Genomic DNA, 15,622 nt, shown 5'->3' with positions numbered 1-15,622 from the left:
TCTCCTCGATCGCCACGGGGTGGCGTTCAGGCGGTTTCAGGGCGCACGGGAAACGGCGCCGCCCCGCTATTTCCTGTTGGAGAATTCGAGGCGGTCCAGATGGTTGCAGATGTAGCTTCCCCCCATGCGGAGGGAGTGCTCGCAGAATTCGGGGTCGGGGCGTTTCACCTTGCACTCGAAAAAATCCTTGCTGATCATGCGGGTGCGGCAAACCTTCACGGGGTTCCACAGGTTGAATAGACTCATGATTTCACCTTCAGTCGGTATTTTCTCAAACGTGTCCGTTCCTCTGCGCCGCCGCGCTGCCTCCTCCCGGAGGCATGCGCCGCCCCGGCACCGGTATCCCGAAGAAACGGAAGGCGGCCGATGGGCCGCCTCTGTCGTCGAATCTGCATCCGGTTCGGGGCACCCAAACGGCTAGCGGGGCGGTTTTCCCAGCAGCGGCAGCAGGAATCTTTCAAACGTGGCCTTCTGCTTGGCGGTCAGCAGGTCCACGTCACCTTCGTTATCGAGCAGAAAGGTGCCGACGCCCATGACGGTCTTTGCCAGGTAGCCGGTGCCGGCGACACTCTTTTCAATCTCGTCGCCCCGCCTGCTCAGCAGGTTTTTCATCGAATCCAGGTCAACTTTCATTCATTACGCTCCAGCAGGATTACCGCGTGCGCCCTCAGGCGGCCTCCCGCGCGGGGTCTTTTTTGCCAGTATGCACTATCGTACGCAGAACTTCCACCCTCAATCGCCATGCGGTGCGTATTCACCACACAATTGCCCGGACTCCCTTGCGTGCCGCGCCATCCCGTGATACCCTTCCTCCCATGACAGACAGCACACTGGTAAAAAAGGCGGCCGTGGCGACCTCGCCGGAACTGACCGACAAGGTGATTTTCTATTTCGTCGACCACGGGATGCAGATCCTCACCGCCATCGCCCTCATGGGCGTCGGCGTGTTTATCGCCCGCTGGGCAGGCAACCTCATCCACCGTTGGCTGAAGTCAAGGGCCTATGACGAGCCGGTGAGCAACCTCATCGTCAAGGTGGTCAAGCTCCTGATCATAGGGTTAATAGGGATTATGTCCCTTGGCCAGATGGGGGTGCAGGTAACGCCGCTCATCGCCGGGATCGGCGTGGCCGGGGTCGGCGTCAGCCTTGCCATGCAGGGGCTCCTGGGGAACCTTGTGGCCGGGCTGACGATCATCTTCGCGAAGCCGTTCACCATCGGCGACTATATCGAGCTGCTGGGGGTCTACGGCCAGGTAACCGACATCGCCCTGTTTTCCACCACCCTGCTCCATACGGACCATTCCCGCGTCATCGTCCCCAACCGGAAGATCGTGGGGGAGATCCTCCACAACTACGGCACGATTCGCCAGCTTGATCTGACGGTGGCCGTAGGGTACGGTGCGGACATTACCCTGGCGCTTTCGCTCGTGGACGCCATCCTCCGGCAGCATCCCGGCGTCCTGCGGGAGCCCGCCCCCGTTGTCGGCGTGGCCGCCCTCACTGAATCGTCCGTCGTCCTGGCCATCAAGCCGTGGGTGAAGGTCGAGGATTTCGTTCCCGCCCAGGCGGTGATCTACCAGACCGTCATCGAAGCCTTCCGGGAGAAGAAGATCGAGACCCCGGTTCCCCGCCGCGACGTCCGTTTCCTGAATCCCCCTCCCTGATTCCCCGGCTCACCGTGTCCGGCGCTTCTTCCCGTGGAGACGGGGCGGTACGGCGGCGACGCTGAACTCGGGCTCGTAGCCCACCACAAAACTGGTGGCGGCGTTATTCCGCATGCTCAGGAAATGGGCGTTGCCGGTATCGAACGGGCAGATGGGCATATTACACGGCTCGAAGCCGAACCGGCTGTAGTAGCCCGGCTCGCCCAGGACAAACAGGGGCCGGCTTTTGACCGCCTCCTGGCGCAGGGCGAACCTGAGCAGCTCCGAACCCACCCCCTGCTTTTGGAAATCGGGCGCCACGGCCAGAGGGGCCAGGTGCAGGCCGCAGATTTCATTGCCGTGATAGGCAGAGGTAAAGGCGACGTAGGCGATAACCTTGTTGGTATGGATGCAGACCCATTCGTGCACGGTCCTGCCATGCGCGTGGAGTTTCTCCACCAGCGTGGCTTCATGGTCGCTGCCGGGAAAGGCGCGGCGCAGCAGGGCGTAGACCTTGGGCCGGTGTTCCATGGTCACGGTTTGTATTTTCATCGTACCTCCGGAAACCGCTACCCCAGCAACAGGGAGGCGGCGTGGAGCAAAAGGCCGATCACGCCCCCCACCAGGGTGCCGTTCATCCTGATGAACTGCAGGTCGGAACCGATGCTCAGTTCGATCTCGCTGGTATAGTCGTCGCTTTCCCATTGTTGCATGGTGCCGGAGATATGTCCGGCAACCGCGGCCCGCAGCGTATCCCCGTGGTGCAGTATCAGCCGTTCCAGGTATGCGTTCAACGACTCCTGCAGCCCCCGGTTGCGCAGAAGGGCGGCGCCCAGGCCCGCAACCGCCGCGCCGATCTTCTCCTGCACCTTCGACTCGGGTTGGTGCAGATCGTTGTTCAGCCAGCTCTTCAGATCGTCGCCGATGCTCCGGGCATAATCGGCGATGGCCTGGTTATGGACGACCTCACCCTTGATCGTCTCCACCTTGGCGCGTAGCGCCGGGTCGGATTTCAGCCGGGCAATGAACTCGGTCACGGTGGTGTCGAACCGGTACCGGACCTCGTGGACCGGATCGGCATTGACCTCCTGGATAAACGCGTTGACCCGGTGTGCGACCTTTTCCCCCACCCCTTTGGCAAACTGGTCCCGGTTGGGGATGAAGGCGCTCAGGAGCGGATACTCTTTCGTGCAAAACGTGTCGATGGCGCCGGCCAGTCTGGCCTGCGCCTCCTCGGTCGCCAGCCAGGCGGCGCAGCGGCGCAGCAGGTCGTCGAGCACGATCTGGTGGCGGTTGTCCTTTCTGAGGGCATCGAGCAGCGACCCGGCGGAGGCGGAGAGGTCGAAGCTTTCCAGTCGGTTGCCCAGGGCGGCCCGCACCAGCGACTGTACCCGCTCGTCATGGATAAAATCCAGGGAGTCGGCCAGCACGCGGGTCACCCCTTTGGCCAGCCCGGCGGCGTTGTCTCGGGACATGAGGTACACGGCAAGATGCTCGGCCGGATTGTACTCCCGCACCCTGGCGATCAGGGTGTCGCCGGCCAGGAACTTGTCGCGGATGAAACCGGCCAGGTTCCCGGCCATGGCGTCCTTCTTGTTCTTGATGATGGCCGTATGGGGTATGGGTACCCCCAGGGGGTGGCGGAACAGCGCCACCACGGCAAACCAGTCGGCCAGGGCGCCGACCATGGCCGCCTCCGCGAAAGCGGCGGCCCACTCCCAGCCCCCTTGCCCCTTGTGCAGGCGGGCCACCACGAACAAAAGGGCCGCGCCGATCATCAATCCCGTTGCTATCGTCTTGTTTTTGATCAAAAGTTGTTTTCTGTTGTCCACACACATCTCCAGGTCATTTCTCGCGCACCGACAAGCAAAAGCCGCTTCGTTGGATGAAAGCGGCTTTTGGCGGCGCGGCGTATCTTATGGCACGGCTGTGGTGCTTTTGTCAACGGTTGGCGCGTAAAGGCGGCGCCGGGCGCCCCTGGTCCCGCGGCAATGCCCAGTTGCCGTGAATGGCGCAGACGCGCAGCACCATCATCGCAGCAGCCGAGGGCACGATGCCGGCAGTGGCGGCGTTACGCATGTCTCTTTGCGCCCCCATTACCTCGGCCTACGCGGACCCGGTGCCGACTTGCACCCGAGCTTGGCGTCCAACTCGTCGATCCAGCCGGCCTTGGCGTCGGGAAAGGCGTCCGCATAGGGTACGTATGGCTTGATGTCGAGAACCGGCGTGCCGTCCAGAAGATCAACGCCGCGCAGATGGAGCGTCCGTCCCGTGATCGCGACCAGTTCCACCGCCGACAGGCCGATGGCATTGGGACGGTGGGGGGAGCGGGTGGCCAGCACGCCCCGCTTCGGACCGCCCCGCGGCGGCTTGACGCTGGCGGTCCACCCTTCGCTCCGGTGGAAGGCAAAGATCAGCCACACCCGGTCAAAGCCGTTCATATCCCGGATGACCTTCCCGTCCAGCCATTCCGCAAGTTCCAGTGTGGCGGTGGCGGCCTCTCCGGCTTCGGTGCCTGCCACCACCGTACCCTGATGGGGGGCGTCGATACGGCGGGCATAGGGGGAGCGCAGGATGCCGATGGGACGATAGGTGAATTGGGGGATGTGGAGCATGGCGGGAATGCTAGCGCAAGTGCAAGGAGGTGGCAACAGGAAACCCGCTGCTCCGGCAAAATCGGGGGCACTTCCCTGTAACGCGCCCGTCACCCTGGGCACAAGATAATAGGAATGCGGAATCCTTTCGATATTTCATCAAGCTCGACAAAACAAAAAAGCTTCTCAAGCCGCCTTACGGCCGCTCCGTTCCATCTCCCGGCGCAAAATCGCATTGAGGCGGGTTTGATATCCTTTGCCATCGCGCTTGAGCCAATGAATCACATCCGCATCCAGCCTGACGGTAACCGCCTCTTTCACGGGACGATAGAACTTGCCGACAACCGCCCCGCTCCAATCGGTAATTTTCGGAATACCGGATAGGGCCATCGGATCGTCGGAGGGAATGGCATCATTCACAACGCCACCATATCCCGTTCGATCTCACGAAGCAGCGGAAAGTGAGCGGCCTTCTGACATTCGAAAGCCTCCCGCGAAAAGATTACCGGCGAGATATCCACCTCGTTTTTCAACAGTTCATCGTAGGCAATGGCGTAGATGGCGCGCTTGGTATCGAAATCAGCCGTCTGCATGACCACGGCCACATCGATGTCCGAGCCGGGGTGGGCGTCACCGCGGGCCTTGGAACCGAACATGAGGCTGTAGAGGTAGTTGCCCCCGAAGCGCTGGGCAACCTTGGCCAGAAAATCCCGCAAGGCCTGTTCTTCTCTCTCATTCAGGTTCTTGAACATGCATAACCCCTTGATGTTTCTTAAGGGAAGTATACTGATGCCCGGGCTAAAAAGCAAGAAGGGCAGCCAATCGGCCGCCCTTCCTCAATCTATTTCAAATTCTTCCTGATCCGCTCCACCGCCTCGATCACGTTCTCCCGGTTCCCGAAGGCCGACAGCCGGAAGAATCCTTCCCCGCTGGGGCCGAAGCCGGAGCCGGGGGTCCCGACCACGTTGGCCTCGTGCAGGAGCTTGTCGAAGAAGTCCCAGCTCGTCATGCCGGCCGGCACCTTGAGCCAGATGTAGGGGGCGTTGACCCCGCCGTAGACCGTGAGCCCCGCCGCCGCCAGCCCTTCGTGGATGATGCGGGCGTTCTCCATGTAGTAGTCGATGATCTCCCTGATCTGGGGCCACCCCTCGTCGCTGTAGACCGCCGCGGCGGCCCGCTGCACCGGGTAGGAGGCGCCGTTGAACTTGGTGGTGGTGCGGCGCAGCCAGAGCTTGTTGAAGCTGTAGCGCTCGCCGCCCGGGGTCGTGCCCATGACCTCTTCCGGCACCACCACCAGGCCGCAGCGCACGCCGGTGAAGCCGGCGGTCTTGGAGAAGGAGCGGAATTCGATGGCGCACTTCTTGGCCCCTTCGATCTCGTAGATGGAGTGGGGGATGGCGGGATCGGTGATAAATGCCTCGTAGGCGGCGTCGAAGAAGATCACCGCGTCGTTGGCCAGGGCGTAATCGACCCACTTCTTCAGTTCGGCCCTGGATGCCACCACGCCGGTGGGATTGTTGGGGAAGCAGAGGTAGATGATGTCCACCTTCCGGTCCGGCAGGGCCGGGATGAAGCCGTTGGCCTCGTTGCACGGCAGGTAGACGATGTTCTTGTAGTACCCCTTGTCGTCGGCCTCGCCGGTGCGGCCGATCATGACGTTGGTGTCGTTGTACACCGGGTAGACCGGGTCGCCGATGGCCACCACGTTGTCCAGGGCGAAGATGTCCAGGATGTTGGCGCAGTCGCACTTGGAGCCGTCGGAGATGAACATCTCGTCCGTCTTGAGGCTGACCCCCAGCGGCTTGTAGGATTTTTCGATGACGGCGTCGATCAGCCAGTCGTAGCCCTGCTCCGGGCCGTAGCCGGCGAATTTGTCGGTGGTCGCCAGGTCGTCCACGGCGTCGTGGAAGGCCTTGATCACGGCCGGGGCCAGGGGGCGGGTGACGTCGCCGATACCCAGGCGGATCACCTTGGCGCTCGGGTTGGCCTCGCTAAAGGCGCGCACGCGGCGGCCGATCTCCGGGAACAGGTAGCCCGCTTTGAGTTTCAGGTAGTTGTCGTTGATTTTTGCCATTGGTGCCTCAATCCTCCTTGAAGATAGGGATATAACGTAACGGAAAGCTACAACTGACTGGTGAAAACTGAGGTTGTTCAAAAATTGTCAGATCGTCGCACCCACAGAATGCCCTGAGGAGGCGTAGCAGGCCTACTCCGCCGAAGCAGCTTTGGCTGCGAAGGCCGGGCGCTACGCCGCACGAAAGGGTCTTCGAGGACGAAGGCCTGATGGCTGTTTTTCAACAACCTCCTACAGTTCCGCTTCCTTTTCCACCAGCTTGCGGCTCACCTTATCCAGGTACATCTGCTGGTCGGCCTGCTGCAGGGCCTCGTCGAGCCTGGCCGGGTCCTCCACCGTGGCACACCCCAGGGAGATGGAGAGGGAAAGGCCGTTTGCCTGGGCGGCATACTTGTCGGCCACGCTCCTGACCCGCTTCAGGGCGACCTCCGCATGGGGGGCATCCACGCCCGGCAGCAGGATGGCGAACTCGTCGCCGCCGATGCGGGCGACCACGTCTTCGGCGCGAAACGATTCCAGCAGGATCATGGCGACCGTGGTGATCAGCACGTCCCCGGCCGAGTGGCCGTGGCTGTCGTTAAAGACCTTGAGGTCGTCGATGTCGGCCATCACCACGGAAATCGGTGCGATGCGGCCGGCGGAGAGGCGGTCCATCTGGTCGTCGAAATAGGCGCGGTTGTAGAGCCCCGACAGGGCGTCGTGGGTACTGATGTAGAACAGCTCCTCGTTCTTCTTGTCCTGCTCCTCAATCATGGCGTTGAAGGTCTGCACGACGAACCCGACCTCGTCCCTGCTCTCGAGCTTGAACAGCCGGTCCGCGCCGTTCTTGGACGAAATCTGCTTGACGTGCTCGGCAAAACGCACCAGGGAACTGGTGTAGCTGCCCATGATCAGCCTGATGATCAGGATGATCAGGAAGGCGCTGACCACCACCGCCACGGCGAAATACCTCTCCAGCCGGTAGACCGATCGATAGGCCTCGTCCAGCGGATAGTCTCCCCCCACGACCCAGTCGGTGGTTTGGAGGCGCCTGAAGGAGGAGAGGACGTGCACCCCTTGGGAGTTGGTGTTCTCCGCCACCCCCTCGAAGCCGTCCAGTGCCTTGTCCAGCAGTTTGTTGGTGCCCGGCGCGATCTTGGCGGAGATGATCTTCGACCTGTCCGGGTGCATGATGACGGTCCGGTCGCCGGACACCAGAAAAAGATACCCGTTCTGTGCGATGCGGGTATGGGACAGATCCCCGAGGAAATTGTCCTGGAGCAGGTTTATGCCGCCCCCCAGTATGGCGACCACGGCACCGCTCTTGTCCCTCACCGGAGCGGTGATGTTGAGCGCCGGTGTCCCGGGGGAGTGGGTCGAGATGAAGGGGGTGGAGATAGTCGGTTTTCCCGTGGCAATGGTCTGCCGGTAAAATTGCCGGAACGACACGTCCTTGCCGCGGCGGCCGGGCAGAAAAGGGGATTCGGCGATGATCCGCCCGTCTTTCGAGAACAGGTAGATGCCGTTGTCGAAGAGGCTCTTGACGCTGTGCAGGCCGTCGAGGAACCGTTGTGCCGCATCCGGGTCGGCGACCATGTCGGCAGTGACGTCGCGGGACGCCTCGACGACCGTCTTTTGGGCGGCCGTCAGCTTCTGGTCGATGCCTTGGGCCACGACAGTCAGCAGGGTCATCTGCTGGCTGGAGATCGTTTCCTTGAGTTCCTGCTTGAAATAGTGCAGGGAGGCGACCGCCAAAAGCGACGAGAAGAGGATGACGAAGGTGCAAACCGCCACGGTCATCCTTACGGTGATGCTGTGTCGCCTGAACGGAACCCCGGCATTCATTGGTCAGAAAACTCCCCGTTGTAATGGGCGTGCTGTGGCCGCTGCGCTCTGTCTGGGCCTACCGCAGCCCCAGGACATCCTGCATATCGTACAAACCCGGCTTCTGGGACACGACCCACTTGGCGGCGCGAACCGAGCCGCGGGAAAACATGTCGCGGGTCATGGCGCGGTGGGACAGTTCGATACGCTCGCCCATGCCGATGAAGTAGACCGTGTGCTCGCCGATGATGTCCCCGCCGCGGATGGTCTGCATGCCGATCTCTTCCCTGGTGCGCTCGCCGGTGATTCCTTCGCGATGAAAGGTGGCCACCTTGTTGTAATCGCGTCCCAGGGCCTCGGCCACCACCTCGCCCATGCGCACGGCCGTGCCGGAAGGGGCGTCCTTTTTCAGGCGATGGTGCGCCTCCACGATCTCCACGTCGAAATCATCTCCCAGGGTGGCGGCGATGTCCTTCAAGATCTTGAAGCAGACATTCACCCCCACCGACATGTTGGGCGCCAGCACCACCGGGGTGCTCTTGGCCAGTTCCGCAGCCAGGGCGCGCTCCTCGGGGGTGAAACCGGTTGAGCCGATCACGATGGCCTTCTTCTGCAGGCCGCATGCCTCCAGGTTCTTGAGGGATACCTTGGGGGCGGTAAAATCGATCAGCACGTCGCAGGCGGCGATCACGCCGTTCAAGTCGTCGGAAACGGCGACTCCCAATGCGCCGCAGCCGGCGATCAGGCCCACATCCTGGCCCACCAGCGGGTGTCCCGGGCGCTCCAGCGCGCCGGAAAACCGGACCCCTTCGGATTCGACAATGGCATTGATGATGCGCTGCCCCATACGGCCGGCAGCGCCGCAAACGGCGATATTGATCATGGTAAAGTCCTTTAACTTCCGCCACGGAGACACAGAGACACGGAGGTTCACAGAGGACGGCAGAAACAGGAATCAGAGAGCGACAACCCTGCTGCAAACCCAAACGGGATCTACCTCGGCATCTACGCGTTTCTCCCGCCTATCTCTGTGCCTCTGTGGCAGATTAATGAGCGTCTAAATCAGGTTGTACTCTTGCATGATGGCAGCCAGCTTGGCCTTGTTGGCCTCCCCCATGGGGCAGAGCGGCAGGCGCATCTCGTCGCTGCATTTGCCCATCAGTCCCAGGGCGGTCTTGACCGGAATCGGGTTGCTTTCCAGGAACATGGCGTTGCTGATCTTGAGCAGTTTCAGGTGCAGGCGGCGGGCCTCATCCATGTTGCCGGCCTCGAAGGCGTCCACCAGGGCGGCAACCTCCGCGGGCATGATGTTGGCGGTCACCGAGATGATCCCCTTGCCGCCGCAGGCCATCAGCGGGAAGGTGATGAAGTCGTCGCCGGAGAGCACGTCGATCTGGTCGCCGCACAGGGCCAGGATCTCGGACGCCTGCTGCAGGGAACCGGTGGCCTCCTTGATGGCCACGATGTTCCGGTGGGGCGCCAGACGGGCCACGGTCTCGGGCAGCAGGTTCACGCCGGTGCGGCCGGGCACGTTGTAGAGGACCAGGGGCAGTTCGACGGCGTCGGCAACGGCCGTGTAGTGGCGATAAAGCCCTTCCTGGGTCGGCTTGTTGTAGTAGGGGGTGACCAGCAGGGCGCCGTCGGCGCCGATCTTCTTGGCATGGGCCGTCATCTCGATCGCCTCGCGGGTCGAGTTGGAGCCGGTGCCGGCGATGACCGGGACCCGTTTGTTGACCTGATGCACGACGACCTCGATCACCCGGTCGTGTTCTTCGTAATCCAGAGTGGACGACTCGCCGGTGGTGCCGCAGGGCACGATGGCATCGGTACCGCCCGCAATCTGGAATTCCACCAGTTCACGCAACTTCTCTTCGTCAACCGCACCATTTTTGAATGGCGTCACGATGGCGACAATGCTTCCTCTAAACATACCCTTTTCCTCCTTGCGGGTGGGCTCTTGCGATCTCGGCTACAGGAATGTGGCGACCTTCTCGCCCTTGACCAGGTCTTCGATCGTCTCGCGCTCGCGGACGACCTCGAATACGTCTCCTTTGACCATTACCTCGGCCACGCGGGGGCGGCTGTTGTAGGAGCTGCTCATGGCAAAACCGTAGGCGCCGGCCGACATGAAGGCCATCAGGTCTCCCTGCTTGAACATGGGCACCTCCCGGTCCTTGACCAGGAAGTCGCCCGACTCGCAGATCGGCCCAACGATGTCGGCGGTGATCACGCCGTCCTGGTCCTTCTTCACCGCCTGCACACTGTGGAAGGATCCGTACAGGGCCGGCCGGGCCAGATCGTTCATGCCGGCGTCGATCATGATGAAGTTCTTTTCGTCCCGCTCCTTGGTGTAGAGACAGCGGGCCACCAGGATGCCGGCATTGCCGACGATGTTGCGCCCCGGCTCGAACACCAGGTGCAGGCCCAGATCCTTGGTGGCGGCGATGATCTCCTTGCCGTAGTCGGCCGGCAGGGGCGGTTCCTCGTTATTGTACTGGATGCCCAGGCCGCCGCCGCAGTCCAGGTATTGCAGGCTGATGCCCATCTCCTTCAGCTTGCCGATCATGACCTTCAGCTTTTCGATGGAATCCACGAAGGGGTTGACCTTGGTCAACTGGGAGCCGATGTGCATGTCGATGCCGATCACCTCGATGCCCGGCAGGCCGGCGGCGCGTTTATACTCCTCCATGGCCCGGTCGATGGTGATGCCGAATTTGGCGTTTTTCAGGCCGGTGGTGATATAGGGATGGGTGCCGGGGTCCACGTCCGGATTGACCCGGATGGCGATGCCGGCCTTCTTCCCCATGCGAGAGGCGATCTCGCTGATCCTGGTCAGTTCCTGCTCAGACTCCACGTTGAACATCAGGATGCCGGTATTCAGGGCGTATTCGATCTCGTCGTCCTTTTTGCCCACGCCGGAGTAGACCACCTTCTTCGGGTCAACGCCGGCCTTGAGCGCCCGGTACAGTTCGCCGCCGGAGACGATGTCCACCCCGCCCCCCAGGTTGATGAAGGTTTTGAGCACCGACTGAGTAGAGTTGGCCTTGACCGAATAGCAGACGGTATGGGGCACCGGGGCAAAGGCATCGTCAAAGGCCTTGAAGTGCCGTTCCAGGGTGGCGTGGGAATAGACGTAGACCGGCGAGCCGACCTTGGCGACGATATCCGCAAGCCGCACACCTTCCGCATAGAGTTCGCTGGCTTTGTACTGAAAGTGGTTCATTGCATGCCTCCTGTAGGAACTATATAATGATTCCGTAAACAATTCAGGTGAAAAATTCAGGAAAAAGTGGATATTTATAACATGGGGAGCATGAAAAGTCAAAAAGTATGGGAGCGGTTTGGTCCGTTATTCCGGCCGGCGGGAAATGGCAGTGACTCCCTCCCGCTCGCCGCTTACCGCTGCGGAAAATAAAACAATGACAGGCTCCGGCATGTCCCTCTCATTTGACGCCATACGCACGAACCTTTCCCGGTTGCAGCACGACGCTGCGCCCGCCGACGGACGCAGCCGGGCCGCGGTGGCCATGATTCTGACCAAAGACTCCGCCGGCCTGCGCCTGTTGTTCCTGGAGCGGGCAACCGACGACCGCGATCCCTGGTCAGGCAATCTGGCCTTTCCCGGGGGACGGGTCGAAACGGGGGAGACACTGCGTCAGGCCGCCGAGCGGGAAACCCGCGAAGAAGCTGCCATCGACCTGACCGCGGCCAGCCACCTGGGCAGGCTGAACGACTGCGTCGGCGCCCATCTGCCGGTGCGGATCGCCTGTTTCGCATACGGCTTCGGAGCCTTCCCGGCTGTGGCCATCAACCACGAATCGCGGGATGCATTCTGGGTCTGCCTGGCCGACCTTGCGGATCGCCGGCGGCACATCACCACCACGGTCCACTTTCGCGGCAAGTCGATGGAGATCCCGGCCATTCGCCTGCCGCAGCCGGGCAAGCCGGTATTGTGGGGCATCACCTACCGGCTGGTGATGCAGTTTCTCCACCTGCATGGCTTGCTGTGACGGGGAAGGGTTGCATTTTTTCGGTTTGGGAGTAAAATTGTCCGGAAAACAGATATGCAGCCAATCAAGAGGAGGAGACCTTCATGAGCGAACGCAAAGGAATCATCACTTTCAAGGGTAACCCCATGACCCTGGTCGGCCCGGAGGTAAAGGTCGGCGACAAGGCACCCGATTTTACCGTTGCGGATAACGGCCTGGCGACAGCAACCCTGGCGACCTACGCCGGCAAGATCAAGATCATCAGCGCCGTGCCGTCCCTGGACACGCCGGTGTGCGACACGGAAACCCGCCGCTTCAACCAGGAAGCCGCCGCTCTGCCGGGCAACGTGGTGGTGCTGACCGTCAGCCAGGATCTCCCCTTTGCCCAGAAACGCTGGTGCGGCGCGGCGGGCATCGACCGGGTGGTCACCCTGTCTGACTACCGCAACCGTTCCTTCGGCAAAAACTACGGCGTCCTGATCGAAGAGCTGGTACTGCTTGCCAGGGCGGTCTTCGTGGTGGATGCCGACGATACCGTCCGTTACGTCCAGATCGTGCCCGAAGTGACCAGCGAGCCGGACTACGCCGCCGCCATTGCGGCGGCCAAAGCGCTGCTGTAGGCCGTTTCAGGTTCCGGCGGGGTGGTCCGGGAAGGGCCGCCCCGCACCACCCATCACCCCTCCATCCTCTTTAGCAGCCACGCCAGGTTCCACCCCGATTCCCCTGAAGACATGTTTGGTGAGCAACGGGGTAGCGTCCTCGTTGCGGGGATTGCCGTCGAATGCGACGAACCTTTACCAGAATGGGGTTCAGACCAGCGCCCTCTTCCCGGTCTCGGTGATGTACCACCACACCTCTTGCGGATCATGGGCGGCAGGGTGCAAGAGCGGCGTGAACCGTTTCGTGTCTTCCCGGTAGAGATATGCCTTCACCAGGCCACGCTTGCAATGGACAAGCAGTGTCCCCCACACCTCACGGCCGGTGACCGGACGGCCGAGATCGGCCGAGACATTGTCGAGGATAGCGGGCAACCGTTCATAGTCGAGGCACACCCATTCGAGGACAATTTCCTCCAATTTCGACATCATCGACGGGCGGCGGCCGCTACAGCCGTTTTTCCACCCGCTTCAGCAGGATGGAATTGAGCACCACCGAGACCGAGGAAAAGGCCATGGCCAGGCCGGCGTACTCGGGCTTGAGGGTTATGCCGTAGCGGGAGAGCATGCCGGCCGCCACCGGGATGCCGAGGATGTTGTAGAACAGCGCCCAAAACAGGTTCTGCTTGACCTTGGCCAGGGTGGCGCGGCCGATGGCGATGGCCCGCACCACATCCGTCAGGTCGTTGCGCATCAGGACGATATCGCCGGTCTCCTTGGCCACGTCCGTGCCGCCGCCGATGGCAATGCCGATATCGGCCCGGGCCAGGGCCGGGGCGTCGTTGATGCCGTCCCCCACCATGCCGGTGATCATGCCGCGCTGCTGATATTCCCTGACCACCTCCTGCTTGCGGTCCGGCAGCACCTCGGCCTCGAAACTGTCCACACCGGCCTGTCCGGCAACGATCCCGGCCACATCGGCATGGTCGCCGGTGATCATGCAGGTCTGAATGCCCATACGCCGGAATTCGGCCACCGCCTTGGCGGAACCGGGTTTGAGCGTATCGGCGAAAGCAGCCACCCCCACCAAGGTCGAGCCGGCCGCAACGTAGATCAGCGACTTGCCGGCGCCGGCAAGTTCCTTGGCCTTGTCGGCCAACGCCTTGAGGCTGACCCCCTCATCCTCCATCAGCCGTTCGTTGCCCACCGCCAGGCGGAACCCTTCATGAATGCAGGTGATGCCGAATCCTCCCCGCTCCTCGAAGTCCGTCGCCGCCCCCGGCTTGATGCCCGCCTCCTCGGCCGCCCGCACCGCGGCCTGAGCCAGGGGGTGGGTCGAATGGATCTCGGCCGTTATCAGGCACTCCAAGAGCCGCGCCGGATCAACCCCCGCCACGGCCGCCAGATCGGTCATGGCCGGCGTACCGATGGTCAGGGTACCGGTTTTGTCCAACAGCAGCACCTGCATGCGGGAAATGGCCTCCAGGGCCGAGCCTTTCTTGATGAGGATGCCGCGGGCCAGGGCCACGCCGCTCCCTACCATGATGGCGGTCGGTGTGGCCAGCCCCATGGCGCAGGGGCAGGCGATCACCACCACGGCGATGGCAAAGCGGAAGGCGGCCAGGAAACCGGCGTGGAGGGTATAGAACCAGACGGAAAACGTCGCAAGGGAGAGGAGGAGCACCACCGGTACGAACCAGCCGGAAACCGCGTCGGCAAACCGCTGGATGGGGGCCTTGTCCCCCTGGGCCTCCCGGACCATGCGGACGATCTGGGAGAGGAGGGTGGCCTCCCCGACACGGGTGGCCCGGACCCGCAGGACCCCGTTTTTATTGATGGTGGCTCCGGTCACCGTATCGCCGGCCTTCTTTTCCACCGGCAGGGACTCGCCGGTCACCATGGACTCGTCCACCGCGCCGTTCCCCTCGATAACCTCGCCGTCCACCGGGATCGCCTGGCCGGGCCGCACCAGCACCACGTCCCCCACGCGGATGAGGGAGGCCGGCACTTCCCGCTCCCCCTCCTCCGTCACCAGGCGGGCCTTGTCGGCCTGGAGGCGGAGCAGCTTCTTCAGCGCCTCGCCGGCCTTGCCCCGGGCCCGGGCCTCAAGGTACTTGCCCAGGCGGATGAAGGCGATGAGCATGGCCGAGGTTTCGAAGAACACCTCCCGGTGGGGTCCCAACAGTCCGGCATAGGCAAGGAGCGAATAAAAATAGGCGGCCGAGGTCCCTAGGGCCACCAGCACATCCATGTTGGCGCTGCGGCTTTTCAGGGCGCTCCAGGCGCCGCGGTAAAAGGTCAGTCCGGCCGAGAACTGGACCGCCGTGGCCAAAAGCAGGTTGAGCTGCATCACGGCCCGGTTGGCATGGACCCCCATGGTCAGCATGATCGGCAATGAAGCCGCAAGGGAGAAGAGGAACCAGTTGCGTTGCCGGCGGAGCGCATCGTCGGCCGAAGCTTCGGCGCCGCGCAACTCGACCGGGGTGTAGCCGGCCTCGTGGACCATGGCGAAAATATCCGCCATGCCGAGGCGGTGCGGATCGAAGCGTACAAACCCGGTCTCGGCCGCCAGGTTGACGATGGCGGCACTGACGGCCGGGTTCTCCAGCAGTTTCTTTTCCAGTCGGTTGACGCAGGAGGCGCAGTGCAGTCCCTGGACGCCGAAGGTCAACTCATCGGCTGGTTCGGGGCGGACAACGCCGTAGCCGAGTTTTTCGACGCGACCGGCGATCTCCTCCAGTGAAACGGCCGTTTCATCGAAGCCGACGGTCAACTCTTCCATGGCAAAGTTGACCGCTGCCGTGGAGATGCCGGGCTGTTTTCCGATTTCCTTCTCGATCCGGGCGGCGCAATTGGCACAGGACATGCCGGTGATTTTCATGCTGATCGTAGTCATAGGCGGACTTTCCGGAGGTTCGCCCTT

17 protein-coding genes are annotated in these 15,622 nt (G+C 62.4%); 3 read left to right on the top strand and 14 right to left on the bottom strand.

The genetic code is table 11. The annotated features are described in order from the left end of the window. Positions 1–66: 66 nt before the first annotated feature. Together FO488_RS15080 and FO488_RS15075 are read right to left on the bottom strand one after the other, a co-directional pair. On the bottom strand, positions 67–246 hold the full coding sequence (locus FO488_RS15080) for a hypothetical protein (protein ID WP_149211312.1): 180 nt from the start codon (positions 244–246) through the stop codon (positions 67–69). Between the two features lie 171 nt (positions 247–417). Continuing rightward, entirely contained in the window at positions 418–633 is a 216-nt protein-coding gene (locus tag FO488_RS15075; RefSeq protein WP_149211311.1) for a hypothetical protein, read from the bottom strand. Positions 634–815: 182 nt separating this feature from the next. Between FO488_RS15075 and FO488_RS15070 the strand changes: the two genes are divergently transcribed. After that, complete coding sequence (locus FO488_RS15070; protein ID WP_149211310.1) at positions 816–1,664, top strand: mechanosensitive ion channel family protein; 849 nt, start codon at positions 816–818, stop codon at positions 1,662–1,664. Positions 1,665–1,673: 9 nt separating this feature from the next. On the opposite strand, the gene FO488_RS15065 is transcribed toward FO488_RS15070, so the two are convergent. The 10 genes from FO488_RS15065 to lysA form a co-directional block, all read right to left on the bottom strand. Further along, positions 1,674–2,195, bottom strand: coding sequence for a GNAT family N-acetyltransferase (locus tag FO488_RS15065; protein ID WP_149211309.1), 522 nt, complete (start codon positions 2,193–2,195; stop codon positions 1,674–1,676). 17 nt (positions 2,196–2,212) lie between these two features. Next, the gene (locus FO488_RS15060) at positions 2,213–3,481 is read right to left on the bottom strand and encodes a DUF445 domain-containing protein (protein WP_370514283.1); all 1,269 of its coding nucleotides are present in this window, start codon (positions 3,479–3,481) and stop codon (positions 2,213–2,215) included. Between the two features lie 258 nt (positions 3,482–3,739). Beyond that, positions 3,740–4,258, bottom strand: a complete 519-nt coding sequence (gene tsaA / locus FO488_RS15055) for a tRNA (N6-threonylcarbamoyladenosine(37)-N6)-methyltransferase TrmO (protein WP_149211307.1) — start codon at positions 4,256–4,258, stop codon at positions 3,740–3,742. A 165-nt stretch (positions 4,259–4,423) separates the two neighbouring features. Further along, positions 4,424–4,657 carry a BrnA antitoxin family protein gene (locus FO488_RS15050; RefSeq protein ID WP_240731984.1) on the bottom strand — a complete coding sequence of 78 codons (234 nt, stop codon included), beginning with the start codon at positions 4,655–4,657 and terminating at the stop codon, positions 4,424–4,426. Then, complete coding sequence (locus FO488_RS15045) at positions 4,654–4,989, bottom strand: nucleotidyltransferase domain-containing protein (RefSeq protein ID WP_149211306.1); 336 nt, start codon at positions 4,987–4,989, stop codon at positions 4,654–4,656. The genes FO488_RS15050 and FO488_RS15045 overlap by 4 nt, the downstream gene beginning before the upstream one ends. Before the next feature lie 89 nt (positions 4,990–5,078). Further along, a complete protein-coding gene (locus FO488_RS15040; protein WP_149211305.1) occupies positions 5,079–6,311 on the bottom strand; it encodes an LL-diaminopimelate aminotransferase in 1,233 nt (410 codons plus the stop codon). 231 nt (positions 6,312–6,542) lie between these two features. Next, positions 6,543–8,135, bottom strand: a complete 1,593-nt coding sequence (locus tag FO488_RS15035; protein ID WP_149211304.1) for a sensor domain-containing diguanylate cyclase — start codon at positions 8,133–8,135, stop codon at positions 6,543–6,545. Positions 8,136–8,193: 58 nt separating this feature from the next. After that, entirely contained in the window at positions 8,194–8,997 is an 804-nt protein-coding gene (dapB, locus tag FO488_RS15030; RefSeq protein WP_149211303.1) for a 4-hydroxy-tetrahydrodipicolinate reductase, read from the bottom strand. A 174-nt stretch (positions 8,998–9,171) separates the two neighbouring features. Further along, a complete protein-coding gene (gene dapA, locus FO488_RS15025; RefSeq protein WP_149211302.1) occupies positions 9,172–10,044 on the bottom strand; it encodes a 4-hydroxy-tetrahydrodipicolinate synthase in 873 nt (290 codons plus the stop codon). Positions 10,045–10,083: 39 nt separating this feature from the next. Further along, entirely contained in the window at positions 10,084–11,337 is a 1,254-nt protein-coding gene (gene lysA, locus FO488_RS15020) for a diaminopimelate decarboxylase (RefSeq protein WP_149211301.1), read from the bottom strand. 211 nt (positions 11,338–11,548) lie between these two features. Between lysA and FO488_RS15015 the strand changes: the two genes are divergently transcribed. Continuing rightward, complete coding sequence (locus FO488_RS15015) at positions 11,549–12,124, top strand: CoA pyrophosphatase (RefSeq protein WP_149211300.1); 576 nt, start codon at positions 11,549–11,551, stop codon at positions 12,122–12,124. Between the two features lie 83 nt (positions 12,125–12,207). After that, positions 12,208–12,723, top strand: coding sequence for a thiol peroxidase (gene tpx / locus FO488_RS15010; protein WP_149211299.1), 516 nt, complete (start codon positions 12,208–12,210; stop codon positions 12,721–12,723). Positions 12,724–12,912: 189 nt separating this feature from the next. Here tpx and FO488_RS15005 read toward each other — a convergent pair whose 3' ends face one another. Then, the gene (locus FO488_RS15005) at positions 12,913–13,191 is read right to left on the bottom strand and encodes a hypothetical protein (RefSeq protein WP_149211298.1); all 279 of its coding nucleotides are present in this window, start codon (positions 13,189–13,191) and stop codon (positions 12,913–12,915) included. 16 nt (positions 13,192–13,207) lie between these two features. After that, positions 13,208–15,595 carry a heavy metal translocating P-type ATPase gene (locus FO488_RS15000; RefSeq protein WP_149211297.1) on the bottom strand — a complete coding sequence of 796 codons (2,388 nt, stop codon included), beginning with the start codon at positions 15,593–15,595 and terminating at the stop codon, positions 13,208–13,210. Between the last annotated feature and the right edge of the window lie 27 nt (positions 15,596–15,622).

Origin of the sequence: Geobacter sp. FeAm09, assembly GCF_008330225.1 — a bacterium.
Lineage (GTDB): Bacteria > Desulfobacterota > Desulfuromonadia > Geobacterales > Pseudopelobacteraceae > Oryzomonas.
Note: the sequence above shows the minus strand (reverse complement) of the source record. Positions and strands in the feature narration are given on the sequence as shown.